28 protein-coding genes are annotated in these 26,069 nt (G+C 64.2%); 12 read left to right on the top strand and 16 right to left on the bottom strand.

Annotated elements, in window-relative coordinates; translation table 11 throughout:
• Positions 1-137 precede the first annotated feature (137 nt).
• The 3 genes from HHL26_RS02830 (at position 138) to HHL26_RS02820 (ending at position 2,570) form a co-directional block, all read left to right on the top strand.
• Positions 138-665, top strand: a complete 528-nt coding sequence (locus HHL26_RS02830; RefSeq protein WP_066563790.1) for a hemerythrin domain-containing protein — start codon at positions 138-140, stop codon at positions 663-665.
• Positions 666-1,051: 386 nt separating this feature from the next.
• Entirely contained in the window at positions 1,052-2,359 is a 1,308-nt protein-coding gene (gene hemN, locus HHL26_RS02825) for an oxygen-independent coproporphyrinogen III oxidase (RefSeq protein ID WP_066563788.1), read from the top strand.
• Positions 2,349-2,570 carry a hypothetical protein gene (locus HHL26_RS02820; RefSeq protein ID WP_066562426.1) on the top strand — a complete coding sequence of 74 codons (222 nt, stop codon included), beginning with the start codon at positions 2,349-2,351 and terminating at the stop codon, positions 2,568-2,570. The genes hemN and HHL26_RS02820 overlap by 11 nt, the downstream gene beginning before the upstream one ends.
• A gap of 12 nt (positions 2,571-2,582) precedes the next feature.
• On the opposite strand, the gene HHL26_RS02815 is transcribed toward HHL26_RS02820, so the two are convergent.
• On the bottom strand, positions 2,583-3,671 hold the full coding sequence (locus tag HHL26_RS02815) for a helix-turn-helix transcriptional regulator (protein WP_237230147.1): 1,089 nt from the start codon (positions 3,669-3,671) through the stop codon (positions 2,583-2,585).
• A gap of 85 nt (positions 3,672-3,756) precedes the next feature.
• Here HHL26_RS02815 and cysD point away from each other — a divergent pair, with 85 nt between their 5' ends.
• The 3 genes from cysD to HHL26_RS02800 are packed head-to-tail and all read left to right on the top strand — an operon-like array spanning position 3,757 to position 7,348.
• A complete protein-coding gene (cysD, locus tag HHL26_RS02810) occupies positions 3,757-4,668 on the top strand; it encodes a sulfate adenylyltransferase subunit CysD (RefSeq protein WP_066562423.1) in 912 nt (303 codons plus the stop codon).
• The gene (gene cysN, locus HHL26_RS02805) at positions 4,668-6,575 is read left to right on the top strand and encodes a sulfate adenylyltransferase subunit CysN (protein ID WP_169575802.1); all 1,908 of its coding nucleotides are present in this window, start codon (positions 4,668-4,670) and stop codon (positions 6,573-6,575) included. Before cysD ends, cysN begins: the two co-directional genes overlap by 1 nt.
• Entirely contained in the window at positions 6,572-7,348 is a 777-nt protein-coding gene (locus HHL26_RS02800; RefSeq protein WP_066562419.1) for a 3'(2'),5'-bisphosphate nucleotidase CysQ, read from the top strand. The genes cysN and HHL26_RS02800 overlap by 4 nt, the downstream gene beginning before the upstream one ends.
• A 17-nt stretch (positions 7,349-7,365) precedes the next feature.
• Here HHL26_RS02800 and HHL26_RS02795 read toward each other — a convergent pair whose 3' ends face one another.
• Entirely contained in the window at positions 7,366-7,986 is a 621-nt protein-coding gene (locus HHL26_RS02795; RefSeq protein ID WP_145907585.1) for a methyltransferase domain-containing protein, read from the bottom strand.
• Between the two features lie 202 nt (positions 7,987-8,188).
• Between HHL26_RS02795 and HHL26_RS02790 the strand changes: the two genes are divergently transcribed.
• Complete coding sequence (locus HHL26_RS02790; protein WP_066563784.1) at positions 8,189-8,473, top strand: hypothetical protein; 285 nt, start codon at positions 8,189-8,191, stop codon at positions 8,471-8,473.
• Between the two features lie 7 nt (positions 8,474-8,480).
• Here the strand turns inward: HHL26_RS02790 and HHL26_RS24460 are convergent, their stop codons facing one another.
• From HHL26_RS24460 to HHL26_RS02755, 8 genes are all read right to left on the bottom strand, one after another.
• A complete protein-coding gene (locus HHL26_RS24460) occupies positions 8,481-8,603 on the bottom strand; it encodes a hypothetical protein (RefSeq protein WP_257721825.1) in 123 nt (40 codons plus the stop codon).
• Positions 8,604-8,617: 14 nt separating this feature from the next.
• A complete protein-coding gene (locus HHL26_RS02785; protein WP_066563782.1) occupies positions 8,618-9,508 on the bottom strand; it encodes a dioxygenase in 891 nt (296 codons plus the stop codon).
• 114 nt (positions 9,509-9,622) lie between these two features.
• Positions 9,623-9,856 (bottom strand): hypothetical protein, encoded by a 234-nt coding sequence (locus tag HHL26_RS02780; RefSeq protein ID WP_066562417.1) that lies wholly within the window; start codon positions 9,854-9,856, stop codon positions 9,623-9,625.
• Positions 9,857-9,861: 5 nt separating this feature from the next.
• A complete protein-coding gene (locus HHL26_RS02775; protein ID WP_066562414.1) occupies positions 9,862-11,169 on the bottom strand; it encodes an acetamidase/formamidase family protein in 1,308 nt (435 codons plus the stop codon).
• A 30-nt stretch (positions 11,170-11,199) separates the two neighbouring features.
• Positions 11,200-11,544, bottom strand: a complete 345-nt coding sequence (locus tag HHL26_RS02770; RefSeq protein WP_066562412.1) for a hypothetical protein — start codon at positions 11,542-11,544, stop codon at positions 11,200-11,202.
• Positions 11,545-11,555: 11 nt separating this feature from the next.
• Positions 11,556-12,791, bottom strand: coding sequence for an SRPBCC family protein (locus HHL26_RS02765; RefSeq protein WP_066562411.1), 1,236 nt, complete (start codon positions 12,789-12,791; stop codon positions 11,556-11,558).
• Positions 12,792-12,895: 104 nt separating this feature from the next.
• A complete protein-coding gene (locus tag HHL26_RS02760; RefSeq protein WP_066562410.1) occupies positions 12,896-13,375 on the bottom strand; it encodes a nuclear transport factor 2 family protein in 480 nt (159 codons plus the stop codon).
• Between the two features lie 49 nt (positions 13,376-13,424).
• Positions 13,425-15,830: a TonB-dependent receptor gene (locus HHL26_RS02755; protein ID WP_082748999.1), complete on the bottom strand. Its 2,406-nt coding sequence runs from the start codon at positions 15,828-15,830 to the stop codon at positions 13,425-13,427.
• Positions 15,831-16,112: 282 nt separating this feature from the next.
• Here HHL26_RS02755 and HHL26_RS02750 point away from each other — a divergent pair, with 282 nt between their 5' ends.
• The 4 genes from HHL26_RS02750 to HHL26_RS02735 are packed head-to-tail and all read left to right on the top strand — an operon-like array spanning position 16,113 to position 18,553.
• The gene (locus HHL26_RS02750) at positions 16,113-17,372 is read left to right on the top strand and encodes an aromatic ring-hydroxylating dioxygenase subunit alpha (protein WP_237230146.1); all 1,260 of its coding nucleotides are present in this window, start codon (positions 16,113-16,115) and stop codon (positions 17,370-17,372) included.
• A 13-nt stretch (positions 17,373-17,385) separates the two neighbouring features.
• Positions 17,386-17,757: a hypothetical protein gene (locus HHL26_RS02745; protein WP_066563778.1), complete on the top strand. Its 372-nt coding sequence runs from the start codon at positions 17,386-17,388 to the stop codon at positions 17,755-17,757.
• On the top strand, positions 17,724-18,254 hold the full coding sequence (locus HHL26_RS02740; protein ID WP_145907582.1) for a nuclear transport factor 2 family protein: 531 nt from the start codon (positions 17,724-17,726) through the stop codon (positions 18,252-18,254). The genes HHL26_RS02745 and HHL26_RS02740 overlap by 34 nt, the downstream gene beginning before the upstream one ends.
• Positions 18,251-18,553, top strand: coding sequence for a non-heme iron oxygenase ferredoxin subunit (locus tag HHL26_RS02735; protein WP_066562408.1), 303 nt, complete (start codon positions 18,251-18,253; stop codon positions 18,551-18,553). Before HHL26_RS02740 ends, HHL26_RS02735 begins: the two co-directional genes overlap by 4 nt.
• A gap of 62 nt (positions 18,554-18,615) precedes the next feature.
• On the opposite strand, the gene HHL26_RS02730 is transcribed toward HHL26_RS02735, so the two are convergent.
• The gene (locus HHL26_RS02730) at positions 18,616-19,644 is read right to left on the bottom strand and encodes an AraC family transcriptional regulator (protein ID WP_066563774.1); all 1,029 of its coding nucleotides are present in this window, start codon (positions 19,642-19,644) and stop codon (positions 18,616-18,618) included.
• 266 nt (positions 19,645-19,910) lie between these two features.
• Here HHL26_RS02730 and HHL26_RS02725 point away from each other — a divergent pair, with 266 nt between their 5' ends.
• Positions 19,911-21,158 carry an FAD-dependent oxidoreductase gene (locus HHL26_RS02725; RefSeq protein ID WP_066562404.1) on the top strand — a complete coding sequence of 416 codons (1,248 nt, stop codon included), beginning with the start codon at positions 19,911-19,913 and terminating at the stop codon, positions 21,156-21,158.
• Between the two features lie 184 nt (positions 21,159-21,342).
• Here HHL26_RS02725 and HHL26_RS02720 read toward each other — a convergent pair whose 3' ends face one another.
• Genes HHL26_RS02720 through HHL26_RS02700 form a run of 5 tightly spaced genes read right to left on the bottom strand, consistent with a single transcriptional unit; the run spans position 21,343 to position 25,889 of the window.
• The gene (locus HHL26_RS02720; protein ID WP_066562402.1) at positions 21,343-22,515 is read right to left on the bottom strand and encodes a glycosyltransferase; all 1,173 of its coding nucleotides are present in this window, start codon (positions 22,513-22,515) and stop codon (positions 21,343-21,345) included.
• 4 nt (positions 22,516-22,519) lie between these two features.
• Positions 22,520-23,023 carry a DUF2141 domain-containing protein gene (locus HHL26_RS02715; protein WP_066562400.1) on the bottom strand — a complete coding sequence of 168 codons (504 nt, stop codon included), beginning with the start codon at positions 23,021-23,023 and terminating at the stop codon, positions 22,520-22,522.
• Positions 23,020-23,964, bottom strand: coding sequence for a hypothetical protein (locus tag HHL26_RS02710; RefSeq protein ID WP_176392212.1), 945 nt, complete (start codon positions 23,962-23,964; stop codon positions 23,020-23,022). Before HHL26_RS02710 ends, HHL26_RS02715 begins: the two co-directional genes overlap by 4 nt.
• A complete protein-coding gene (locus HHL26_RS02705) occupies positions 23,961-25,148 on the bottom strand; it encodes a glycosyltransferase (protein ID WP_082748994.1) in 1,188 nt (395 codons plus the stop codon). Before HHL26_RS02705 ends, HHL26_RS02710 begins: the two co-directional genes overlap by 4 nt.
• Before the next feature lie 3 nt (positions 25,149-25,151).
• The gene (locus HHL26_RS02700; protein ID WP_066562399.1) at positions 25,152-25,889 is read right to left on the bottom strand and encodes a polysaccharide deacetylase family protein; all 738 of its coding nucleotides are present in this window, start codon (positions 25,887-25,889) and stop codon (positions 25,152-25,154) included.
• Between the last annotated feature and the right edge of the window lie 180 nt (positions 25,890-26,069).

Genomic DNA, 26,069 nt, shown 5'->3' with positions numbered 1-26,069 from the left:
CATCGGCAAGCATGGATGACGTCCCGCCATAATCATATTGAGCGAAGTTAATTACGCGCTTTGTCGGGGATCTATGGCCGACGATCGCGAGTTCCATGAGACGCGTCTTCGCGCTCCCCCTTCTCAGGAGAATGAATATGGCTTCACCCCAGACCGCTACGAAATCCCGTCAAACCAAGCCCGGCTCTAAACCGGCCCGCAAATCGGCACGCGCTGCGTCGCGATCCCCCGACGCCATCAGCCTGCTGAAAGCCGATCACAAGGAAGTGAAAAGCTATTTCAAGCAATATGAAGGTCTGGAGGATGTGGCCGATAAGCAGGCGCTGGCCGACAAGATCTGCCGGGCGCTGACGGTTCATGCCCAGATCGAGGAGGAAATCTACTATCCGGCCGCCCGCGCCGCGATCGACGACGATGATCTGCTCGATGAGGCGGAGGTGGAACATGCCAGCGCCAAGCAGTTGATCGCCGAAATTCAGGCCATGACGGCCGCCGACCGGCTGTTCGACGCCAAGGTGACGGTGCTTGGTGAATATATCGACCATCATGTCAAGGAAGAGGAGAAGGAGATGTTTCCGGAAAGCCGCGCCAGCGACCTCGACCTCAAGGCGCTGGGCGCCCAGCTTGCCGAGCGCAAGGCCGAATTGATGGCGAAGGCCCACTGAATATCCTGGACTGTCTTGTTATCGGCGGTGGCCCGGCGGGTCTCACCGCCGCCATTACACCATGTGGACACCGGACTGGCCTAGTATGATGATGGCCGGCGTCACCGTGGCGCGTGAAGGAAAAATCCACAACATCGCCAACTGAAATTTCGAGTCCTTGATTGAGATAAATCAAGATGCAGGCGCAACCGGTCGCGTATATTCCTCTCGACGCTTATGGCCGATGCCGGCTCCTAGCGGTAGGAATATCTCAGCCGGAGCAATTCAGCATGTTTATCGCAATTTTTATCGCGAATTCTCTTGAGTTGGCTAATCGGCAAGCTCGCAAAAGCCACGGAAATCCGTGGCTTTTGGCTGGTCATCCAGTGTCGGCCTGAGTCAGGATGATGTGGACCTTTCATCCCTACCTGCTCGACCGGCCCGTGCCGCGCTACACCAGCTATCCCACCGCCGCGCAGTTCAGCGGCGATGTCGGCGCGGCGGAGCTTGCCGCCCGGCTGGACGGGGTGGAAAGGGACAGCGCGCTCTCGCTCTATGTCCATATCCCCTATTGCCACGACATCTGCTGGTATTGCGGCTGCAACACGGGCGCGGCGAACCGGGTCCAGCGCCTCGCCGCCTATGTCGAGTCGCTGGAGCGGGAAATCGCGACCGTCGCCGGGCGGCTGAACGGCAAAGGCCGGGTGCAGCGCATCGCCTTTGGCGGCGGCAGCCCCAACAGCCTGCCGCTGGTCGATTTCGTCCGCCTGCTTCAGCAATTACTGCTCTGTTTCGATGCGCATCATGCCGAATTGTCGGTCGAACTCGATCCCCGGCGTCTCGACGGGCAATGGATTTCGACCATGGCCGCCATGGGCGTCGACCGGGTCAATCTGGGCGTGCAGACCTTCACCCCGCATGTCCAGGCGCGAATCGGCCGCATCCAGCCGCTCGACATGGTGGAGCGCGCCGTCGACCAGCTTCGCGCCGCCGGGATCGCGACCGGTTTCGACCTGATGTACGGCTTGCCCGGCCAGACGGCGGACGATCTCGCCGCCACGCTGGAGGCCGCCATTGCGATGCGGCCCGCCCGAATCGCCCTGTTCGGCTATGCCCATATGCCCCGGCTGCTGCCCCGCCAGCGCCGCATCGACGCCAGCGACCTGCCCGATCTCGCCACCCGCTTCGCCATGGCGGCGCAGGGATATGAAATGCTGACCGGCGCGGGCTATGCGGCGATCGGTTTCGACCATTTCGCCCTGCCGGAGGACGGCATGGCCCGCGCCGCCCGCGAAGGCCGGCTGCGCCGCAATTTTCAGGGCTTCACCGACGATCCGGCGGAGATATTGCTGGGCCTGGGCGCTAGCGCGATCAGCCAGTTCCCCGATCTCATCGTGCAGAATGAGAAGCAGGCCGGCCCCTGGCGCGAACGGGTGGACGCAGGGCAATTATCCGCCACCCGCGGCACTTTCCGCTCAGCCGAGGACCGCCGCCGCGGCCGCATCATCGAGGCTTTGCTCTGCCAGGGAGAGGCGCATGTCGGCACGGCCCTTCCCATGCCCGACTTCAGCCGCTTCGAGCGGCTGGGTCTCGTCCGTCTGAGCGAAGGCCGCATCGCGCTAACGCGGGATGCGCTGCCTTATGCGCGCAGCATCGCCGCCTGTTTCGATGCCTATCTGGAACCGGCGGAAAAGCGGTTCAGCCATGCGGTCTAGCGCGCTGGCGTTCCTTGCCGTCATCCCATTGACGGCCGTCCACGCGCCCGCCTCCGCCACGCAAAGCCCCTGGTTCTGCGGTTCGGCGCCGCCGGGCTGGACTCCGCCCTGGCAGCGCAAGCCCGCTGCGCCGGACGACAAGAACGCGCCCTGCCATTTCATCCCCTGCGACAGGAAGAAGGTCCGAACCTGCTCCACCGCCGCGGATTGAGCGGCCGCCCCTTCAAGCCAGCGCCAGCACACTCGTCAAAATATTCCGCACCAGTTCCGCCTGCCCCCGCGCCCCGGTCTTGGCGTAGATCTTCTTCGAATAGTTGCGCGCCGTCTCCAGCGTCAGCCCCAGATCGTCCGCCGCTTCGCTGATCGACATGCCCTGCGCGATCGCCCAGGCCAGCCGCGCCTCGCTGGGCAGCAGGCCGAACAGGTCGACCAACTGGTCGCAACGGTCCGCCTGCGACCAACGATCGCCGCTGATATAAGCGATGGCGACCGGCGGCGACTGGGCGGACAGGGAACGGTCCCGCATCGGACGCACCAGCATGTCGAGCAGCGGATCGCGGCTGAGATTGATCGCCTTTGGCCGCCCCTCCGCATCCTCCGCAAAACTTTTGACCAGGGCGGTCAATTCCCGGTCCACGGCCGGGGATGCGGGCATCAGCCGATCGTAGCGGCCCCGCCGCAGCACGCTCGATCGCTGGAAAAGCTGCTCCAGATGCGGGGTCATGTCGACGATGCGGCAGCGCGCATCCAGCATCAGCCAGCCGAAATTGAGCCGCCCGAACGCCTCCGAAGTCACGGACGAGCGGAATTTTTCCCGTTCGAACGCGACGAAGCTGCGCAGCGCGATGCGCAGATGCGGCACCAGCGCAGTCAACAGGGCGCCGACGGCGGACCCTACTTCACGACCGCCCGCGCAGGTCAGCCATGCGTCCATGCCGCTCGGCTCCGTGACACGGACCGAGCGGATATTGGTGATGCCCAGCGGCTCCAGAAACTCCGCGCGATAGCTTTGCTGCACAGCGTCGCCGGGGTCGAGCAGTTCGTCCAGCGTATAGACCCGCGCTTCGCGCATCCGCCGGTAGGGCAAGGGGTCGCGCACATATTTTTCGTTGAACAGCCTATCAAGGTGCAGCGGCGTGGGCGGCCCGGCATAAAGTTCGACGATCCGCTCCTCGTCCACCGGGCGGAACGCCAGGCTGACATAGGCGGCGCCGGAGCGGGCGCGCAGCTTTTCAAGGAACCCATGCCAAAGGGGTTGCTCGAACATACCCTCATGGAGAGCCGCCAATAATCCACCGTCGTCCAGTCGCATGGCTAATATGTATATCCTCCCATATGGGAGGTCCAGTCTTTCCCCGCTTCTGTCATGTGAGCGTCACGAAACAAGGCGGTGAACGATGATCGATTCGAAAAGGCTGACGCATTTGGAGCGATTGGAGGCGGAGAGCATCCATATATTGCGCGAGGTTGTGGCGGAGGCCGAGAAGCCTGTGATGCTGTACAGCGTCGGCAAGGATTCGGCGGTGATGCTGCATCTCGCGCGCAAGGCCTTTTATCCCTCGCCGCCGCCCTTCCCGCTGCTGCATGTGGACACGACCTGGAAGTTCAAGGCGATGTACGAGCTGCGCGACCGCATGGCGCGCGAGAGCGGCATGGAACTGCTGGTCTATCATAATCCCGAAGCGCAGGAACGGGGCATCAATCCGTTCGACCACGGCCCGCTGCACACCGACATGTGGAAGACGGAGGGCTTAAAGCAGGCGCTCAACCTCTACGGCTTCGACGCGGCCTTCGGCGGCGCGCGCCGCGACGAGGAAAAGAGCCGGGCCAAGGAGCGCATCTTCTCCTTCCGCACCGCCTCGCACGGCTGGGATCCCAAGAACCAGCGGCCCGAACTGTGGAACCTCTACAACGCCCGCAAGAACAAGGGCGAGAGCATTCGCGTCTTCCCGATCAGCAACTGGACCGAGCTGGACATCTGGCAATATATCCACCTGAACGACGTGCCGATCGTGCCGCTCTATTTTGCCGAGGAGCGCCCGACCGTGGAGCGGGACGGCATGCTGCTGATGGTCGATGACGAACGCTTCCCCTTGAAGCCGGGCGAGGAGCCGGTGATGCGCTCGATCCGTTTCCGGACGCTGGGCTGCTATCCGCTGACCGGCGCGGTGGAGAGCCAGGCGAAGACGCTGCCTGATGTCATCCAGGAAACGCTGCTCACCACCACATCGGAACGGCAGGGCCGCGCCATCGACAAGGATGCTGGCGGCGCCGGCATGGAGAAGAAGAAGCAGGAGGGTTATTTCTGATGTCGGACGCAGATGTCATCTACAAGACCGACGCCCTCATTGCCGAGGACATCGACCAGTATCTGGAGGTGCACCAGCACAAGACGATGCTGCGCTTCATCACCTGCGGCTCGGTGGACGACGGCAAGTCGACGCTGATCGGCCGCCTGCTCTATGACAGCAAGATGATCTTCGAGGATCAGCTCGCCGCGCTGGAGGCCGACAGCAAGCGCGTGGGCACCCAGGGGCAGGAGATCGACTTCGCCCTCCTCGTCGACGGCCTCGCCGCCGAGCGCGAACAGGGCATCACCATCGACGTCGCCTATCGCTTCTTCGCCACCGAAAAGCGCAAGTTCATCGTCGCCGACACGCCGGGCCATGAGCAATATACCCGCAACATGGTGACCGGCGCGTCCACCGCCGACCTTGCCGTCATCCTGATCGACGCGCGCAAGGGCGTGCTGACGCAGACCCGCCGCCACAGCTATCTGGCGCATCTGATCGGCATCAGGAACATCGTGCTGGCCATCAACAAGATGGACCTGATCGACTATGACCAGGCGGTCTATGACGGCATATTGAAGGATTATACCGAGTTCGCCCACTCGATCGGCATCAAGGCCTTCACCCCGATCCCGATCTCCGGCTTCAAGGGCGACAATATCACCGGCCCGTCGGAAAACACCCCCTGGTACAAAGGACCGGCGCTGATCGAGCATCTGGAGACGGTCGAGGTCGACCAGGTCTCCGACCAGCTCAAGCCCTTCCGCATGGCCGTCCAGTGGGTCAACCGCCCGAACCTCGACTTTCGCGGCTTTTCCGGCCAGATCGCGACCGGCACGGTGCGCAAGGGCGATGCGATCCGCGTCCTGCCCTCGGGCAAGACCAGCACGGTCAGCCGCATCGTGACGCTGGGTGGCGATCTGGACATCGCCGTCGCGGGCCAGTCGGTCACGCTCTGCTTTGCCGATGAGGTCGACTGCTCGCGCGGCGACGTGATCGCGGCGTCGGACAATCCGCCGCAGGCCGCCGACCAGTTCGAAGCCACCATCGTCTGGATGGCGGATGAGGAGATGCTGCCCGGCCGCCCCTATTGGCTCAAGATCGGCACGCAAACGGTCACGGCAACGATCCAGCAGCCCAAATATCAGATCAACGTCAACACGATGGAGCATCTGGCGGCCAAGACGCTGGACCTCAACGCCATCGGCATCGCCAATCTGTCGACCGACAAGCAGATCGTGTTCGAACCCTATGAGACGAACCGCACGCTGGGCGGCTTCATCCTGATCGACAAGATCACCAACGCCACGGTGGCGGCGGGGATGCTGCACTTCTCGCTGCGGCGGGCGCAAAATGTCCACTGGCAGGCGACCGATGTGTCCCGCGACTTCCACGCGGGCCTCAAGAACCAGAAGCCGGCCGTGCTGTGGTTCACGGGGCTGTCGGGCGCGGGCAAGTCGACGATCGCCAATCTGGTCGAGAAGAAACTCGCCAGAATGAACCGGCACACCTTCCTGCTCGACGGCGACAATGTGCGTCATGGGCTGAACAAGGATCTGGGCTTCACTGATGCCGACCGGGTGGAGAATATCCGCCGTGTGGGCGAGGTGGCCAGGCTCATGACCGATGCGGGGCTGATCGTGATCACCGCCTTCATCTCGCCCTTCCGGGCAGAGCGCGACATGGTGCGCCAGATGATGCAGCCCGGCGAGTTCATCGAGGTGCATATCGACACCCCGCTGGCCGATGCGGAGGCGCGCGACGTCAAGGGTCTCTACAAGAAGGCGCGGGCCGGCGATCTCAAGAACTTCACCGGCATCGACAGCCCCTATGAGGCGCCCGAAGACCCCGAGATCCGCATCGACACCACCGCCATGACCGCCGATGAAGCGGCCGAAGCGATCGTCGCGAGGTTGATCCCATGAGCGAGCGGATCGACATCGCGACATTGAGCGACGCCGACCTCGCGGCGCATCTGGCCGAGGTCACCGGGCGCATCCTCGTCAATGTGCGCGAGAGCGGGCTGTTCAGCGCCAAGGCGCTGGGCAAGGCCGGGGACCAGACCGCCAACCAGTTCCTCTGCCACGCCCTGCGCGAGACGCGGCCCGAGGACGGCCTGCTGTCGGAGGAGGAGAAGGACAATCCCGACCGGCTCGCCATGAGCCGGGTGTGGATCGTCGACCCGGTCGACGGCACCCGCGAATATGGCGAGGAACGTGCCGACTGGGCGGTGCATGTGGGGCTTGCCATCGACGGCCAGCCCGCCATCGGCGCGGTCGCGCTGCCGGGTCTGGACGGCGGCACGCTGCTGCGCTCCGACCAGCCCCGCGCCCTGCCCCCGGCGCCGGACAAGCTGCGCATGGTGATCAGCCGCACCCGCCCGGCCAAGGAAGCGGTCGCGATCGCGGAAAGGCTGGGTGCGCAACTGGTGCCCATGGGGTCCGCCGGGGCCAAGGCCATGGCCGTGATATTGGGTCAGGCCGACATCTATCTCCACTCGGGCGGTCAATATGAATGGGACTCCATGGCCCCGGTCGCGGTCGCGCTCGCCCATGGCCTCCATTGCTCGCGCATCGACGGATCACCCCTCGTCTACAACCAGAGCGACGTCTACCTGCCAGACCTCCTCATCTGCCGGAAGGAACAGGCCAGCCAAATGCTCGCCATGATCGCGGAGCTGGCGCAGGCCGACGGTTGATGCGATGCGTCCCTTCCTCAGAGGGGACGCGACGCCCAATATAGATGGCAGGGCGGCACGTTCCGCCATTCAAAGCCCGTCGCGACCTTCGCGAAACGACCCTCCAGCAGCGGCCCGACGGCCTGGCGCATCTGATAGGCCAGAAACCTTCCCTCAGGCGCCAAGGCCCGCCCGCTCACCCGCATCAACCCCTCCCCCCGATCCCGCGTCAGCGTCGAAAAAGGCAAGCCGGAAAGGATGCAATCCGCCTCGTCCAGTCCATGATCGGCCATGATGTCCAGGACAGCGTCCGCTGAGCCGCTCACGGCGATCAGGCGCCTGTCCGGGGTCGCATCGCGCAAATGATCGATGAACGCCGCGCTGGTGTCGATGGCCAGCAACCGCGCGTGAGCCGGTAGGCGATCCAGCAAGGCGCGAGTGAATATGCCGGTGCCCGGCCCATATTCGACGACGCAATTCAACCGGCTCCAGTCGACGGGAGAAAGCATGGTATCGACCAGGAAACGCGAAGCTGGAAAGGCGGAACCCACGGCCAGAGGATTTTTGAAGAACTCCCGAAAGGCGAGAGCCAGGAATTCCGGACCGCGACTTTCATTCAGCCGGTCTTGAACCACCCTGTCTTCGAACGATGCCGCCACGATTACTCACTTTCCCATCACCCCTACGCACGAGAGGCTTTTCGGGGAAACCCGTGGAGCCTGCACCGGGTTCCTGGAAAATCGGCTGACATGGATCAAGACATGCTCGCGGATCGGCGCAAGAAAGGTGACAGCCACCGATATTCAGCTATCCCATGGATCGGCCTTCCGGATTCAACTGGAAGCAACGGAGAACATCGAAATGCAGCAGATCAATCCGATGACGGTTGCACTGGGCTATTGGAGCCTCGGCCTGGAAGCCGCCATGGTGATCAGCCTGCGCATGCCGAAGCTGCTGGCCGGCAATCCGGCGGCGGCAATCGAGGTGCAAAGGATGGTCTCAGAGAAAATCGAAGCCGTGGCCCAGTTGCAATGGAAGGCGATGACCGGCGCCCTGGGCACGACGCCGCTTTCCGTCATGCAGGCATCCACCGCGCATTATCGCAAGGCGGTGGGGAAGAACCGCCGCCGCCTCGCCCGGCATTAGCTTACCTTCAGGCAAGAAAGTCCATCACCGCCAACCGGGAGCCGCTCATCAGCTTGACGAGCGCTTCGCTGTGCGGCGGCGGCGCGGCCGTTTCGGGGTGGAAGGCAGGGCTGCCGACAATCTTCCGCATGAAAAGCCTCCTCCTCAAGCCACAGCGCGAGCCCGTGCCGAAAAAGCTTCTTCGCTGGAAGCATCGGCCTTCTGGAGTTCGAAATCGAAGGCGATGGTGGCGGTGTCGCCCTGCCGGTTTGGGACGGGCAGCAGGCCTTCCCGTGTGCCGAAGGCGAAATCGTCCGCCGCGAACGGATCGTCCCCAAAGTTGATCTGCGTCGTCAGCATGCGATAGCCGGGCGCCTCGATGAAGAAATGGACATGGGCCGGGCGATTGCCGTGGCGGCCCAGCGCCTGCATCAGCCGGTCGGTCGCGCCGCCCGGAGGCACGCTGTAACCGTTCGGCATCTTCGAATGGAAGGCATAGCGCCCGTCGCCGCCGATCCTGATGCGGCGGCGGTTGTTGAAAGGGGTCTGCTCGCCGGTCGGGTCGAAATGGGAATACCAGCCTTGGGAATTGGCGTGCCAGACATGCAGGATCGCGCCGTTGACCGGCTCGCCGTCCGGTCCCTTGATCACGCCGCTCATATAGAGCGTGCCGGTGTCGTCGGCATCGTCGGTCAGGTTGACGTCGCCCTCCACCAATGGCGCGCCCGCGACATAGAGCGGCCCTTCAATGGTGCGCGGCGTGCCCCCGGTCCTACCCGCTTCGGCATCCTTGGCGTCCATGAAAAGGTCGATGAAATGTTCCAGGCCGACGCCCGGCACGATCAGGCCGAATTCAGCCGCACCATTCTGGAAATATTGGATCGCGGCCCAGAATTCGCTCTCTGTCACGTCATGGCGCACGATGGTCTTCATCACCGCTTCCACCAGGTCGCGGGTGATGGCCTTCAACCGCTTGTCGCCACCCTCTGCATCAAGGCCGCTGGCACGATCCAGCAGGGTCTGGACCGCCGGGGAATTCACGAAATCTTCGGTCATCATGCCTCTCCAAATGGTTGAATATCAGCGATCATCGTCATGAATGGAGGAAGGATGGCGGCAGAGCGCCGTCACCCAGCAGCGGCGTCACGGGTTTTCCGCTCAGCTCCGATTTCATGCCGAAAAGCTATCGGGCGCGCCCGGATCGATGCTTTCGACGCGCTGCATCAGCCGGGCGGCCATGGACGAGCGGACCGGGCGGCCCGCAATGACCTTGCGCCAGCTATTGTAGCTGATGCCGAAACGCGCGTTCAGCGCCTCATCGGTCCTGCCGGTTTCCAGATGCAGCATGCGATCCACCACATCCTTGCCGATGACGATCAGGCCGGACCTCTTCGCCCCATTCATGTGGATCACGCCAGCGGGCCATATTGCTGGCGCACCAGTTCGGCCACACCCATGCGCTCCAGGATCGGCGTCGGGCAAAGGAAAGTGACCCGAACGACGCCCGGCAGACGGCTGATCTCGATCGATCCCGCGATCGTCGCCCGGTTCAGGATTTCGTCATAGGGCAATCCCGTCACCTCGGCGGCGCGGGCGAGGCCGTTTTTGGTAGCGTCGTTCAGCGTCGGTCCCGAACCGATGAAGGTGATCGGCCCATTATCCTCGATCCTCTTCTGGCCGTAGCGTTCGGCCAGACGCCCGACCGCCGCGCTTTCCTCCCGGCTCATCGGCTGCGCCAGGAAGGGCAGGTCGTCGCGATGCTGCAACAGGATCGGGCCGTCCAGTTTCAGCCCCTTGATCACCTTCACTTCCAGTTCGACCACGCCCGACACGTCGGTGGCGTGCCCCGCAATCTCGCCATTGCCCTGCTGCGCATGCATGTCGCCCATATAGACGCCGCCGCCCGGCACCTTGACCGGGCAAATGAGAATCGCGCCCTCGCGCACCGAATTGGTGTCCATATGGCCGTCGGTCTTGTGCTGGTCGAGTTCCTCCTGCGTGAAGCTGTAGCCATGGGGCGCATCGATCAGGAAGGAACCGAAATCCCCCGCATTGTGCGAATCCGGTAGGTCGCGTGACGGCACCGTGCCGATATTGCCGAGGAAGGGCCGCATGCGGCTGGCGAGACCGGCGATATCCGCCCGCGCCAGGGCAAGGATGGAATGCTGGTGCGACTGGTCCGGCATGGCCGCGATAGTGCGGGCATCGCCAGCGATCCGTTCCGCAACATCCTTGCCGACGGTCAGGGACACGTTGTTTTCCCGGTCCAGCACGATGACATAGCCGTTGGAAAAGCGGAACGCGTTCACTTCCGCGCCGCAATTGTCGCACCGGACCGCCTCTTCCCCGATCCCTTCTATATGGCTGGACGGCGCGGTCGTGCCGCAGCTCGGGCAGAGCTTCGCGACGAAGGGATCACCCACATAGCGCCCCTCGACAAATTCCATGACGCCCGAGGAGGTGGCGAGCGAAGTGACGCGCACCGTCTTCAACTTGATGGCGATGGCGTCTCCCACCTCCGCGCCCTCGACCAGCACCGGGCGGGTGACTTCATGGCCGCCCTGGAATTTCGGCGTGATCATCGGCCCCCAGCAGCCCGGCGGCGTGCCGGTGCGGATCGTGCCGCCATCGCGAACCGTCCCGGCCGGTTCGATGCCCGGCCCGACGATCCCGCCGCTATAGTCGTAAACCTCGATATGCGAACGTGCATCAGACATTGGAATTACCCTTGCTTTCTGTGGGAACGCTCAGAGCGCGGCATCGCCATCCATGCGCACGAACCGCCTGGCGTCGAAGCTGAAGGGAACGGCGCTGCTGCCGCTGTAAAGCTCATGATGGGGCGAGGCTTCGGCAAAGGCGCAGGCCAGCAGGAAGAGATTATGGACATCCTCCGGCATGCCGGTGGCGGGATGGTCCGACAGCAGGCGCAATATCTCATCGAGGCGCGGCATCATCGCATCGTACAGCGCCTTGAAATCGGCGGCGGTGGCGGTCCAGCGGATTTCGCTGCGTTCATTCTCGCTCGGGCGCGCCCAATGGGCGGCAAGCGGCGCCAGATCGGCAAAGGGCGCGGGAAGGATGGGGTTCGTCATGCTATGGTTCCTCAGGCCGCGAGATAGGTGTCGAGCGTGCGCGCCGCGTGGCGGATCAGGAATTCCTGGTCCATCAATTGCATCGCATCGATCGATCCGGACATGATGCCGGCGAAAGTGTCTTCCATGGTGGCGGTGTCTTCCAGCCAGGCGTTGCGGTGCAGCGCGTTCACATGCTGCTGCGCCACCTGTTCCGCCGCGGTCTGGGCTGGCCGGAAATAGTTGATGCCTTCCCACAGCGTCCGCCCATGATCGAGCGGCCAGAACTGATGGGTGAAAAAGGACATGCCCGGATAGCCGCAGCCCGACGCCAGATGGATGATGAAATTGGGAAACAGATTGGGCAGCTCGAACTGGAAATCCGCCCGCCGTTCCGGGTTGATCGCGGGCGGCAACTGATCGGGGCGCGGGCGGTGGCGCTCGGTCGTGCTCAGCATCGATGCGAAGGCCAGCGTAGAGGGCGCGGTGTCCATGCCCGCCCCATAGATGGTGGAGGAGGCATGCGGCCCCATCAGCTTGAAATCGCTATGCTCCACCCCCTTGAAGCCCGGCAGCGACCCCGCATGGATGGTCGGCACATGATAGCCTTCGCTGAAGGCATAATGCGCGACCTTCCAGTTGCAGTTCAGCACGGTCGAATAGCGGAAGGCAGTGGTCGATTCCGCATAGGGATAGCCGCCGAACAGCTTGCCGAAATCGCCCAGATATTCGGTCAGCGTCTGAGCCGGTTCGGCGTCGAAATTGATGAAGACGAAGCCTTCCCAACTATCGCAATGGATTTCGCGCAGGCCAAGGCATGCCGTGTCGAGCTTGCCGAATTTTTCCTTCATCGGCACCGACCGCAGCGGTCCATCGGTCGAGAAGACCCAGCCGTGGAACCGGCAGGTCACCACATTGGCGCGCGACCGGCCGAAGGTTTCGAAACCGCTGGTCGGAACCACCTTGTTCCCGCGATGGGTGCAGACATTGTGGAAGGCCCGGATCTGGCCGTCCTTGCCGCGCACGATCAGCACGGACGCATCGGCCACGGGCAGTTCCTTGACCTTATAATCGCCTATGTTCGGAATCTCCCAGCTTGTCGCGACCTTCAGCCAAGTCTTCCGGAAGATCTTTTCGCGTTCCAGCTCGTAAATGGCCGGATCGCTGATCGCCCGCACCGAAACCGGATCGATGCCGAGTTCGTCGCGAATGTCATCGACGCTGCGATTGATATGGCGCAGATCTCCCGCCGTGCATGTCCTAGTCATGATTCTCTCCGAAAATTCCAGTGAAGTCTGCCGCTTCTTATCGAGCAGGCGCTAGGACCAGAGGGCAGCCATCATCCCCTGGCCGCAATCAAACGCATGGCGGATCATGCATCGGCCAAAGCGGCGGGTTTCTCACGCCAGCCATCGGGATAATGGGATATGAGATCGGCCCGCAATTCCAGCGCGCTGAAGCGCCAATTTCCCTCCCTCTTCCGCGCTTCCGCGACATAACGCCCGCCAATCCAATAGGCCCGCCCGCTTGCCGAAGTGGCGACTTCCCACAGCATGAAGTCGACGGCGGCCCGGTCATGGCCGGGATCGAGCGTCACCTTGGGCGAAACCAGATAATGCAGGGTCCATTTGAAGCCCTGATCGGCATTGCCAGCGACCCCCTGCGCGATCGTCTCGCCGCCCGATAACGTGCCATATCGGTCGATCTGGAAGACCGCATCCTCCGTGAACAAGGGCCGCAGCATCTGAGCCGACGGCCCCGCATCGAACGCCCGCGAAAGATCGACGATCAGCGTGTCGATATCGCGCAGCGCCTCCAGACGTTCGACCTTGCGTTCCAATGTTTCCGGCATGGCATCCTCGCCCGGTAAAGGGGCGCCGGAACCCAGCGCCCGCATGATTTCAGAAGGTCCGGCGCGCGCTCAGGAACCATTCGCGGGGACGTCCGAACGCGCCCTCGGTGATCCCGCCGAAGGAATCCACGAAGCCGGAGCCGAGATAGACCTCCTTGGTCAGATTCTTGACGCCCAGCGTGATCAGCCAGCTTTCGGGCTCGTCGCTATAGCCGATCGACGCGTTCACCAGATGATAGCCCTTCTGGATCAGCAGCGGGCTGTTCACCGCGTCATTATAGACCTTCGAACGATAGGACCAGTCGACCCGCGGCGTGAACTTGCCCACGCCATCCACCCGGATGTCGTAGGACACGCCAGCGCTCAGCGTCCACTTCGGCGCATTTTGCAGATGAGAATCCTTGGTCACGCCGCTGTTGAGGGCGCGGATGTCCACCTGACGATATTTGGCGTCAAGATAGCCGAGCCCCGCCTCCAGCCTGAGCGCCTCGGTCGGGCGCGCCTGCAATTCGAGTTCCAGACCCTTGATCCGCGCCTTCGCGGCGTTCTGGATGATCGGCGCGAAGCCCAGGCGCGGGTCGTTCACCGTGATCTGCAGATCGTCATAATCGTTGACGAACGCCGCGCCGTTCAGCCGCAGCCGCCGGTCGAGCAGGTCGGACTTGAAGCCGACTTCATAGGTGGTGCTCGTCTCCGGCCGGAAGGACGGGATATTGGCGAAGGGCGGGAAGACGCGCTGGGTGAAGCCGCCGCCCTTGAACCCTTGCGAATAGGATGCGTAGGTCAGGAATTCGGGCGACCAGCGATAGGAAAGGCTGGCCATCGGCGTCCAGGCGCGGTCCTTGATCGTCGTGCGTCCGGGCGGACCCATCAGCGGATCGCCGTCCTGAAGGCCCGAACCGTCAGGATTGAAGGGCTGGCCGGTCAGGAAGCCCGCCGCCACGACATATTGGTTGCCATTGTCGAAAGTCTTCCTGTCCTCGGTCCAGCGTATGCCGCCCGTCAGGCTGAGATTATGGACGATCTCGAACGTCGCCTGACCGAAGGCGGCAAGGCTTCGCCCATCGAGTATCGCACCGCTCATGAAGACGGCGTCGACAATATTGACCAGATCCTGATGATTGCCGCTTTCCTTGGAATAATAACCGCCGACAACCCAGTTCAGGCGGTTGTCGAGGGCGTCACCGATCAGTTGCAGCTCTTCGGAGAACTGATCCTGCTTCCAGTCGCTCTTGGTCTGGACGATGCTGGCGGGGCTATGATCGGAATCGCGGGTCCAGAAACCCGTCACCTTGCGATAGGCGGTGATGGACTTGGCCGTCACATTCTCGCCCAGCCGCCATTCCACCGTGCCGGAAACGCCCCAGATGTTGAGGTCGGACGCGGATTGATAGCGGCGCTTGCCGAAATTGTCGAAGGTGCTGGACACCGCCCGGAACGTGCCGCCATGGCGATAGGGCGCCTGCGCCCACTGGCTGTTGTAGCAGCGCGTGTCGGAAAGCCGGGCCGGATTGGAAAGATCGGTGCAGATGCTGGCCGCGCCGGAATAAAGGCCGTTCCAGACCTGCGCCGCAGGGGCGTTCTCATCGACCGCCAGCATGACGTTGGGCGCGGTTTCCTCCCGCGAGCGCGTGCCGTCGACGGCGATGTTGATGGAAAGCTTGCTCGTCGGTTCAAGCCGAACCGCGAAGCGGCCCGCCATCGTATTGGTGTCGCCCAGATCCGGCGCCAGCGGCACCGTGCCCTTCACATAGCCTTCGCGCAGATGATAGAAACCGGAGAAGCTGGTATAGACCCCCTCCGCCAACGGCACGTCGATCGATCCCTTGATCTGCACCCGGTTGTAGCTTCCCGTGGTCAGTTCCAGGCTGGCGCCCAGATCGTCGGCGGGCTTCTTCGTCACCACGCTCACCGCGCCGCCGATGGTGTTGCGGCCGAACAGCGTGCCCTGCGGACCTCGCAGCACCTCGATGCGCTCGACATTGAGCACGTCGAGGACATTGCCGACGCCGCGTGAAATATAAACGCCGTCGAGATATAGTCCTACGCCCGGATCGGCGGAGAGCTGATAGTCATTCTGCCCGATGCCGCGAATGAAGATCGCCGCCGTGGCGTTGCTGGCGGAAACGGGAACCGAGCTGTTGAACTTCACATTCGGCGTGAAGTCACCGATCTGGGTGACATTGTCGATGCCGCGTTGCGCCAGACCTTCCGACGTCACGGCCGAGATGGAGATCGGCGTGTCCTGAAGCGATTCCGCCCGGCGGCGGGCCGTGACCGTGATTTCCTCGATACCGGCGCTCTGGTTCGCTGCCGGATCTTCCGGCGCCTGCTGCGCCAGAACGGGCGTTCCGGAGGCCAGCGCCAGGCCAGCCATCAGCGCGCGAAACGAACCGGACTGCAAGCACTGGGCAGCACGGCCGGATGATATGGGTTTGCAGGTTTCAGCTTCCATTTTTTTGACTCCCCGTCTCGATTGGCATTTTGTTTTTCTGATACCGCCCAGTCCCCGAAAGGTGCGGTCACCGCCCTTGCTGGACGCCCGCCTCTAATCGAACCCAGATCGGCCAGGCGCGCTAGCCTGATCCTGCGACGTTCGACATCTGAGCGCGACGGAGTGCAAAGCGGCGAAAAAAGGCGTTTCTTCCCGCTCCCGATCCATCGCGCCTTTGATGCGCCCCCAGGCTAAGGTGCACCGGAACGGGCTAGCGGGGCAAGGCGCGCGCCGACATCATCCATGCCGAATTCACGCATTCGGGAAGCGGCGGACGCGGCGACCGATCGCAACAGCAAGGACAGGATGATGAACGAAGCGCATCGCTGGTTACACGAACATCCCGAACTGGGATCGGGTCCGATCTCCATCGAACCCTATATCGACCCGGACTGGTACGAACTGGAGCGGGCGAAGATATTCAGGAAGGTCTGGCTGTGCGTCGGGCGCGTCGACGAAATCCCCAACAAGGGCGACTATAAGGTCAAGCGCCTCGCCGCCGCCGACACGTCGATCATCCTGATGCGCGGCAAGGATGATGTCGTGCGCGCCCACCACAATGTCTGCGCGCATCGCGGCAACACCGTCGTCACCGAAACCGGCCCGGAAACCTTCGGCCGCAGCAGGGCGGCCATCGTCACCTGCCGCTTCCACGGCTGGGTCTATGGCGCGGACGGCGCGTTGAAGCATGTGCCGAGCGAAGAACGCTTCTACCAATGTTTCGACAAGCGGAAGAACGGCCTGTCCCCGATCCACACCGACTTCTGGGAAGGGTTCATCTTCGTCAATCTGGCTGAAACGCCGGACAACAGCCTGGCGGAATATCTGGGCGATTATGCCGCGCATTTCGCCGGATTCCCCTTTGCCGAACTCAGCTATCAGTTCACCTATCACACCGAACTGGAATGCAACTGGAAGGTCGCGCATGACGCCTTTGCGGAGGCCTATCATGTCGACACCATCCACGCCGGGTCGTTCCCCAACACTTTCTCGACCGGGCTGCAAAATGTGAAGCTGATGGGGCCGCACCGGAGCTGCGCGGTCTGCCTCACCCTGGGCGCGAAGCCGACGCCGGTGGCGGGCATCGCCAATAACATCGCGGGCGCCTCCCTCGTCACGCAGCGCGCCGAAACGATGCTGCCGCCCGCGATCAACCCCGACAAGAGGGACGATTTCGCGTTCGAACTGAGCGTGCTTTTCCCCAATACGCTGATCCATGTGTCGGAAGGCATCTGGTTCACCCACCAATTCTGGCCGATCGCCCATAACCGGACATTGTGGGAGGGGCGCTATTATGTCCGCCCGCCCAAGACCAATGCCGAACGCTGGGCCATCGAACATGCGATGACGCTTCAGCGCAACGCCTGGCTGGAGGACACCGCCACCATGGAGGATACGCAACGGGCGATGCAGTCGCGCGCCAAGCTGGTCCAGAACCTCCAGGACGATGAAATCCTCATCCGCCACAGCGCCGCCGTGGTCGATCAATATGTCAATGCGTGAGGGGGAAGTGACCATGACGCAAACCATACTGCCCACCGGCTTCGAAGACCTCTCCCTTTGCCTCGGCTGGAACCTGCCGACCGCCGACGAGCGGCAGCGCAAGCGGCAGGGGTCGGGCGCGGCGGAACTGCGCACCTTTTACGACCGGATGCTGCCGCGCCTTTCCGACGCGCTGGCGGAGGTCGACCGTTTCCCGCTGGGGGCGCTGCCGGAGAGCCATCACGCGCTCTACAATCTGGCGCTGTCGCTTGCCGAGGTGGCGCCGCATATCGAGCTTTATTCCGGCTCGCCCGGCGTCCCCTATGCGTTCGAGGAGGCGCGGTTCGTCGCCGTCCATGGCGGGCAGGAGACGTGGCGCGGTCTCAGCCCGATGGCAACCGCCTGACCATGGCGAGGACGGCCCATCTCTCCGTCGAGGAACGGCTGTTCCGGATCGAGGCGCGCCAGGAGATAGAGGATCTCGTGGCGCGTTACGGCCATGGCGCGGACCGGAAGAACGATCCGGCGATCATGCAGCCGCTATTCCATGCCGACGCCATCTGGTCGGCGGAGGGCTTCGCCACCTTCCACGGCTCCGGCGCGATTGCCGAAGGGCTCGCCCACATCGCCGCCGAGGCGGTGCTGTGGTCGATCCACTATATGGTCGCCCCCTATGTCGAGTTTGCGGAGGACGGCCGGTCGGCGCGCTGTCGATGGTATCTCTGGGAATTGTCCACCATGGCCGGGGACTCCGGCCCGGAAGATCGCTGGCTGGGCGGCTGGTACGACAGCGTTGCAAGATATGAGGAAGAAGAATGGAAATTCGCGTCTGTGAAGCTGGATCTCAGGGTTCAGGGGGTGGCCACGCCGCCCTGGATGGTCAAGAAGGCGTTCGATCAATGATCCGGCTGTGCGCGGTGGAGGATTTGAGCGAAGACGAGGTTCATCGGGTCGAGCTGGACGGCGACCATGGGATCGCCGTCTACCTGCTGGACGGCGAAGTATTCGCGACCGACGACCTGTGCACCCATGGCGAAGCGTCGCTGGCGGAGGGAGAGATCGAGGACGGCAAGATCGTCTGCCCCTTCCACCTAGGCAGTTTCGACATAAGGACCGGCGCGGCCTGCGCCGCCCCCTGCTCGATCGCGCTCAAAACCTACACTGTGGAGATTATCGACGGCGCGGTGCATATCGCGGGCTGAGAGAGTCTGTTTGGAAATGCGCCGTCCGGCGCATAGCCGTACCAGCCCTCTCCCCCACCCGGTCAGCCCTTCAGTTGCCGCAGGGTGGCTGAAGGGCGTTCGCCAAAGCGCTCCGCATAGTCGCGGGCGAATTTGCTGAGGTGGCTGAAACCGCAGGTCAGGGCGACATCGGTGACGCTATGCCCCTCCTCGACGCCGCCCAGCAACATCTTGCGCGCGAGGTCGAGCCGGACATTTTTGAGATAGACCATCGGCGTGACCCCGCGGAAACGGCGGAAACCGGCGTGCAGGGAGCGCGCGCTGACGCCCGAAATCTCGATCATGTCAATCAGCGAAATCGCCTCGCACGCATGGCCCCGGACGAAATCCTCGACGCGCCGGACATAATAGGGCGCAGGGCCGGATGGGACGGAATCGAACAGGTCGGAATGGTTGTGCGGCACCGCGGCGAGCAGCAGGCGCTTGAGCGCATCCTCCACCGCTCCGCTGGCGCGGGGATGGGTATAGCCGGTCAGGCCATAGTCGATGTCGTCGCAGATGGTGCGGACGAGATGGGCGAACGCCTGGGCGGCGCCGACCAGCGGCACGGGCCGGGTCGAAAAGACCAGATCGTCCGGCCGGAAGCCCAGCTCGTTCGCCAGCACCAGTTCCAGGTCGGCCTTCGGGATCTTGATGGTGAAATGCTTGTAACCCGCGTCGAACGTCTGCCGGAAATGCGAATTGGGGGCGAGCACGCACATCTGGCCGGGCGCAAGGCTGAAACTGTCCTTGTCATGGGTGATGAAGGAGGTGCCCGTCAGCGAAAATTGCACAAGATAGCTCTCGCCCATCTGGGGCACGTCGATGGAGATGCGGCCGAAGGGATTGCCATAATCCTGCGCATTGAACGTCAGCGCCTTGAGCTGGGCCTGATTGTGGCGAAAGTCGATCGGCGGGCGCCCGCCCTGGACATCCAGCCGATGGGGGCAGAACATCCGGCTCATATGCGCTTCGACATCGCCGGCGTCGGTGCTGCTGAACCTGTTCCACTGCACGAGCGGAAGCGCCTCTCCATTCCAGAAGCGGTTCGGCGTGGCCATTTGAGTCAGCATGCTCGTCCCTCCCGGCGCGTTTCCGGCGCAGATGCGGACATATTCCCCCTGATGCGACGGATCATTGACGCAGCCCTCCCTTCGCCTTTTCATGATGACACTCCGATTACAAGGCCGGGTCAAGCCTGGCGCGCCAAAAGGCCGCATTATGGGGGCAGCGCCTGCGGTAACGGGATAGTTGCCGGACAGATTATCGCCCAGATTCCCCGAAACGCCATGAAAGACGGCGCGGCGTGTCCCCCGGTCACGCATTTGGGAGAATCGAGTTGAACGATCAAATCGCCGTGGACGTCCTCATCATCGGCGGCGGGCATGCGGGCGCGCATCTGGCCATTTCGCTGCGGCAGAAGGGCTTTGCCGGAAGCATCGCGATCGTCAGCGACGAACACAGCTTGCCCTATGACCGCCCTCCCCTGTCCAAAGCCTATCTGATCGGCAGCATGCAGATCGACCGGCTGCTGCTGCGGGACAGCGATTATTGGGCCGAGCAGCAGGTGCGCTTCGAACTGGGGTGCAGGGTGAGGTCGCTCGATCCCGCCGGCAAGCGGGTCGAACTGGACGATGGCCGGATCATCCGGTTCGGGTGGTGCGCGCTGGCGACCGGCGGGAAAGTGCGGCACCTTCGCTGCCCCGGTTCGGAGCTTGCGGGCCTCTATTATCTGCGCACCGTCGCGGATGTGGATGCGATCCGCGAGGGGCTTCGCAATGGCGGGCGCATCGGCATCATCGGAGCGGGATATGTGGGGCTGGAGGTCGCGGCGGCGGCGCGCGAGATGGGGCATGAGGTCGTCGTCATCGAAGCGCAACCCCGCGTCCTCCAGCGCGTCACCTCACCTGCAGTGTCCGACTTTTTCGAACGCCAGCATCGCAACCGGGGCGTCGAGCTGCGCCTGGGCGAGCAAGTCGCGGGCTTTTCCGGCGAGGATCGCGTGTCGGCCGTCAGATTGGGATCGGGCGAGGAAATTCCCGTCGATCTCGCGATCATCGGCATCGGCATCGATGCCGACACGGCGCTGGCGGAAGAGGCGGGCATCGCCTGCGACGGCGGCGTGCTGGTCGATGAATATTGCCGGACGTCGGCGGAGGGCGTTCTGGCCATAGGCGACTGCGCCCGGCATCCCAATCCGTTCGCCGGGGGCTTGTGGCGGCTGGAATCCGTGCAGCATGCGATGGACTCCGCGGCCATCGCCGCCGACACCATCATGGAGGCGCCGACCGAATATCGGGCGCTGCCGACATTCTGGTCCGATCAGTTCGACCTGACGCTGCAATCCGCCGGGCTCAACAAGGATGCCGACGACATCGTCCTGCGCGGCGACCGGGAAAATGGCCCGTTCACCGTCATCTACTTGCGGCAAGGCCGCGTGGTGGCGGTCGATGCGATCAATAATGCGAAGGATTTCATGGGCGCCCGCGCGCTGATCCTGAAGGGGGTTGCGGTCGACCGGGCGAAGCTGGCGGATATTTCCGTCCCCCTGAAGATGGCGGCGCAGACGGATCGGGTCGCGTCATGAACGCCCTCTGGAACGCAGCAGCCACCAGAGAATAGCTGCCCAGAAGGACCAGCATTCGCAGTCGGCCCGATATCGCAGGCCGCAAGCATGGGGTTGGCCTACCTCCTTCGCCCGCTCACCGGTACGGGGCTGTGGCCTCTCGCTGGCGGCTGGTCCGGATCGGCGCATCAGGGGCAAGGACCGTCTAAGCAGCATGACGGCGGCCCGGCGCGAGGCGCTGATAGGCGGAAAACAGCCTGCCGAAATGATCGTCCATGGTCATGACCGACGGCGCCAGGGCAGAGGCGCGGCGGCGCTGTTCGGCGGGGCCGCCATTCACGAAATCGACGATGGCGGCGGCCAGGCTGTCGGCCTGAGCGGCGCGATAGAGCAGGCCACCACCGCTGCGTGCCTGGTCCGAAGCGCCCCCTTCGTCGGGCACGATGACCGGCAGGCCGCTGGCCCGCGCTTCCGCCGCGACCATGCAGAAAGTCTCCGCCTCGCAGCCATGGACGAGCGCGTCGGCGCTGGCGAGCAGTTCGGCCAGCGCGGGCCGGTCGTGCATCGGCGCCAGAAGCTGGATATGCGGATTATTGGCGGCAGCGCGGCGGACCCGCGCCCGTTCCCGCCCGTCACCCACCAGCACCAGCCCGACCGGCGTGGCAAAGCCCGCCGACGTGACCGCCTCTATCACCATCGGCCAGCGCTTTTCGGGCGCATGGCGGCCGACCCCCAGCAGCAGCGTCGCATCGGGGCCGAGGCCACAGCGCTCCAGCAGCCGGGCGCGCAGCCGTTCGTTGCGCCGCGTGGGGCTGAAATGGCCGGGCTCCACGCCCATGGGCAGGGTCACGACGCGCTTCAGGCGCCCCGCCTCCAGCCGTTGGGACAGGCTGTTGCTGGCGCTGACGACCATGTCGAAACTCTCGTCCAGCCGCCGCAAATGCCGCCAGAACCAGTCGAAGCCCCGGTCAATCCGCTCCCGGCTCAGCACTTGGCCGAACCAGCGATAGGCATAGGCGGACAGCGGATCGGCATGCATGATGAGGGCGCGGGGCGCATCCCCCCGCCAACGCGCCACCATCGCGGCGCTGCCCCAGGGCGAGGACGCCTCGACCAGATCGGGTTGCAGCCGGTCGAGCATGGCGTGGAGCGACTGTTCATCATCGAAATAGGAATAGCGCCGGTCCAGCGGGAAACGCCGCGCGGGCAGCATGACGATCTTGCCGCCGCCCGCCTCCACCACCCGGTCGCTGTCGGACGGGGCCAGGATGATGATCTCATGCCCCGCCTGCGCCCCGGCGCGCAGCTTGCGTTCCACATAGGTCTTCACCCCGCCGCCGCTGGGCGCGTAGAAGGCGCAGACATCGACGATGCGCATCGGATTATTTCTCCGCTGGGCCGAAGGAAAAAAGTCCCCGGCGATAATTGACGGTGATTGTGATGCGCGTGGGGCCGCTGCCCACGGGCGCGCTGGCAGCGGCGGCATGGGGCTTGGACCAGCCGATCTTCGGATTGCCCGCAAAGCCGATGCCGTCGATCGACAGGGAAAAGCGGCGATTGGCGTCGCGGTCATGCAGCAGGCTGAGCGCATAGCTGCCGGGGCCGGGTGCGCGAATGCACAGCTCCACCGGGCCGGATGGCGGCACCGGCTCCTCAACGCGGCGGAACGGCTTGCCCGCGGCGATCAGAATATTGTCGTCCGCCAGGAAATCCGCGTCGTTCGCGGGATAAAGTTCCAGCTTCAACCGCCCCTTGCGGTCCTTGAGGCCCGCCACCTCGACCAGATAGGCGGAGCCTTTTTCGTCCGGGCGGCATTGCCCCTCGGCCTTGCCCAGATCAGGCGTGGAGGGGATCGCCACGCTGGCGAGGAAGAGGGTTGCGATCATTGCGCCCGGCTTTCCCGCAGCAATCCGGTCGCCCCCAGCGTGATGCCGACCAACAGATGCGCCGCCAGGATCAGCGACGCCATCAGCGCCATGGCCGACACGATCTCGCTGTCGCGCCCGATCAGAAATGCGGCCATGCCTGCGAACACCACATCCTTGTTCGGCAGGAAGGGCAGGCGCGAGACCAACTGCCGCAGCGTGCCGAGTAAAATCCACCAGCTAAGCGCGATGTCAGGCAGCAGCATGTGCCACATCATCGCCGCCAGCACCGTCGTCGCGACGATGCGCAGCAGATGGATCGCCGCGACCATCCACAGCGCCTTGCGCGGCAGGGTGAACAGCCGCTTGCGCAGCAGCATGGCGACCAGCGACGTCGCCAGCACGAAGAGTATCGACCCGCCCACTTCCCATGTGTTGAGCCGCGCATCGACCGCGCCCAGCAGCGGCACGGCGAACGCCACCATCACCAATGTCACGCCATTGCCCACCAGCGCGGACAGGATCGTCACATCCTTGATCGCGCCGAAGGGGGCGGTGGTGATCTTCGCATGGCGCCGGGCCCAGGCGTAGAAATAAACCTCCCCCAGATAGCCGAGCAGGATTTCATTGCTGACCAGCTTGCGCAGCAGCGCGGCGAAGCCGTCCGGCGGGATCGACCAGAGGCGGCGGAAGATCACCCATTCGGACAGCGGCCCGGCCAGATAATAGAGCGCGAAGGCGGCCCAGAAGGCGATGCCGCCCGGCACCAGCGCCCAGAGGCTGGCGGGGTCCAGCCCACGGAACTGGTGCAGCGCGACCACGAGGATCAGCACCGAAACCAGCGGCCCGGCCCAGCGGGTCCAGTTGCGGCCCGACTGGATCAGCGGCCGGGGATCGAGCAGAGCCGGGTCGATCGGTGCGGTAGGCGGCGGCATAAGGCCTGTGGAACTGTTGCCGGTCATGAAAGGCTCGTCATCATTGGCGGGATGGGGTCGCGGCGCGGCTGACCAAGCGCCTCAGTCGGGCATGAGGCGCTTTTGGCGCTTGTCATCGCCGCGAAGCTGTCGAGATAGGCGGCGGAGGCGGCCTCCAGGGTGAAGCGGCGCGCTTGGGCGAGGCTGGCGGCGCTGTCCTGCGGCAGGGGCGCATCGGCCAGAGCGGCGGCAAAGACGTGGGCGTCGCCCACCGGGAGGAGGCGGCCGAGCGCGCCGTCGCCAAGCAGCGACCGCATCGCCGCGCTGCATTGCGTGGCGATGACGGGAAGGCCGACGGCCAGCGCCTCCAGCAGCGCGGCAGGCACGCCTTCATAATCGGAGGACAGCAGGAAGGCGTCCGCCTGCCCGATCTGCAGGGCCGGATCAGGAACATGACCCATGAAACCGACGCGATCAGCGATGCCGAGGCGTTGCGCCCGGCTTTGCAGCGCCTTGCGTTCCGGGCCGTCTCCGAAGATCAGCAGGCGGTCATCGGGCCGCGCCGCCTGGGCGAAGGCTTCGAGCATCAGCGGAAAATTCTTCTGCCGCGCCAGACGGCCGATGGCGACGAACAGACGTCCTTTGCGCCCCTCATCCGGCTGGCGGGCGGCGCGCAGCCGGTCGATCTGCGCCCGCGACAGGGCGGGATCGGGGACGATGCTGATCGCCTGTTTCACCGGGCGCACAAGTTCGGCTATTTCGCACTCCAGACCCGGTGCCATGGCGACGAAATGATCGATGAACCGGCCCTGGATGCGCAGCCATAGCCGGTAGGCCATGCGCGCCGGCCAGATCATGTCGCGCCGTTCGAGATCGTTGCTGATCTTGGCCAGGACCGGCGGGCAGGCGCGGCCCAGCAGCAGCTTCATCGCCACGGCGACCACGGCATAGCTGTTGCCCGCGCAGAACAGGGCGTCGGGCCGCGTCCGGCGGATGAAGGCGGGCAGCGTCGCGATCATCCAGAGCGTTTCGAGGCCCGCAACGGAGAAAGACGGCTGGCGCGGGACATGATGGTCGAGGCCGTCGCCCAGCTCCGCCCGCATGGCGCCGTCGATGCGGCCCAGAAACAGCGGCGCGTCGACGCCCTGCTCCCGCCAGCGCCGTACCAGCCGCAGCGCCACGCGCTCGACCCCGCCCGGCTCGAAACTGTGGAGGAAGGTCAGGATGCGCATGGATCAGCTCGCCAACAGGTCGCCATAGCGGGCGGGCCGGTGGGTGCGCCCCAGCCGCCACAGCACGCGATCGATGCTGGCGAGCAGCGCGGGGACATGCGCGTCGCCCGGATGCACGGCTACTCGCGCCACGGGCGCATGGCGCAGCACCGGCGGCAACACCCGCGCCGCCAGCAGAGAGGATGCGATGCGCGCCCGGCTGCGGCTGGCCCAGGTGATGACCGGGCCACGCGCCAGCACCTTGCCCGATGGCGGATGCCAGACCTTCATATGATCCTCCGCCAGCGCGAAACCGCATTGCCCCAGCGCATCGAGCGCAGGCGCGCCATAAAGCCAGGCGGGCGCGACGAACCCCGCCACCGGACGGCCAGTGATCTGTTCGATAAGGTCGCGTCCATCGATCATGCGCCGCGCCGCGGTCTCGCCGTCCAGGCCCAGAAATTCGCCCTCTCCGGCGGTCATGTGGCGCGCCTTGAACCGCGCGACGGGCTGATCGTGAACGGTCCTATCCTGGTGGAACCAGCCATGGGCGAACATGCTGATCCCCGCATCCGCCCATGCGCGCAGCCGCACCGCGAAAGGGGAACCCACCGCCAGAGGATGCCGTCCCCAATGGTCGGGCACGACCAGCATCGCCAGTTCGGCGGGACCGGCATGGCGCGTCATCCGATCCAGCAGCAGGTCCACTTCCGTTTCGAAACGGGGACCAACATCATGAATGGAAAGAAGAAGCCGCTTCATGACAGGTCAACGCCCCCCCGGAACCCTGTGCATTACCAGCGGCCCTATGATTGTCGGGGATGACGGCATTATTACAAAGTCGATCACAAGCGCTCTTTCACTCTCGCAATGGAGACGCCATGGCCGGAAAGTAACGCAGTTCCTTGCCCGAATATTTTTTTCGACTTGCGACAACTGAGG

The organism is Sphingobium sp. TB-6, assembly GCF_012927365.1.
GTDB lineage: Bacteria > Pseudomonadota > Alphaproteobacteria > Sphingomonadales > Sphingomonadaceae > Sphingobium.
Note: the sequence above shows the minus strand (reverse complement) of the source record. Positions and strands in the feature narration are given on the sequence as shown.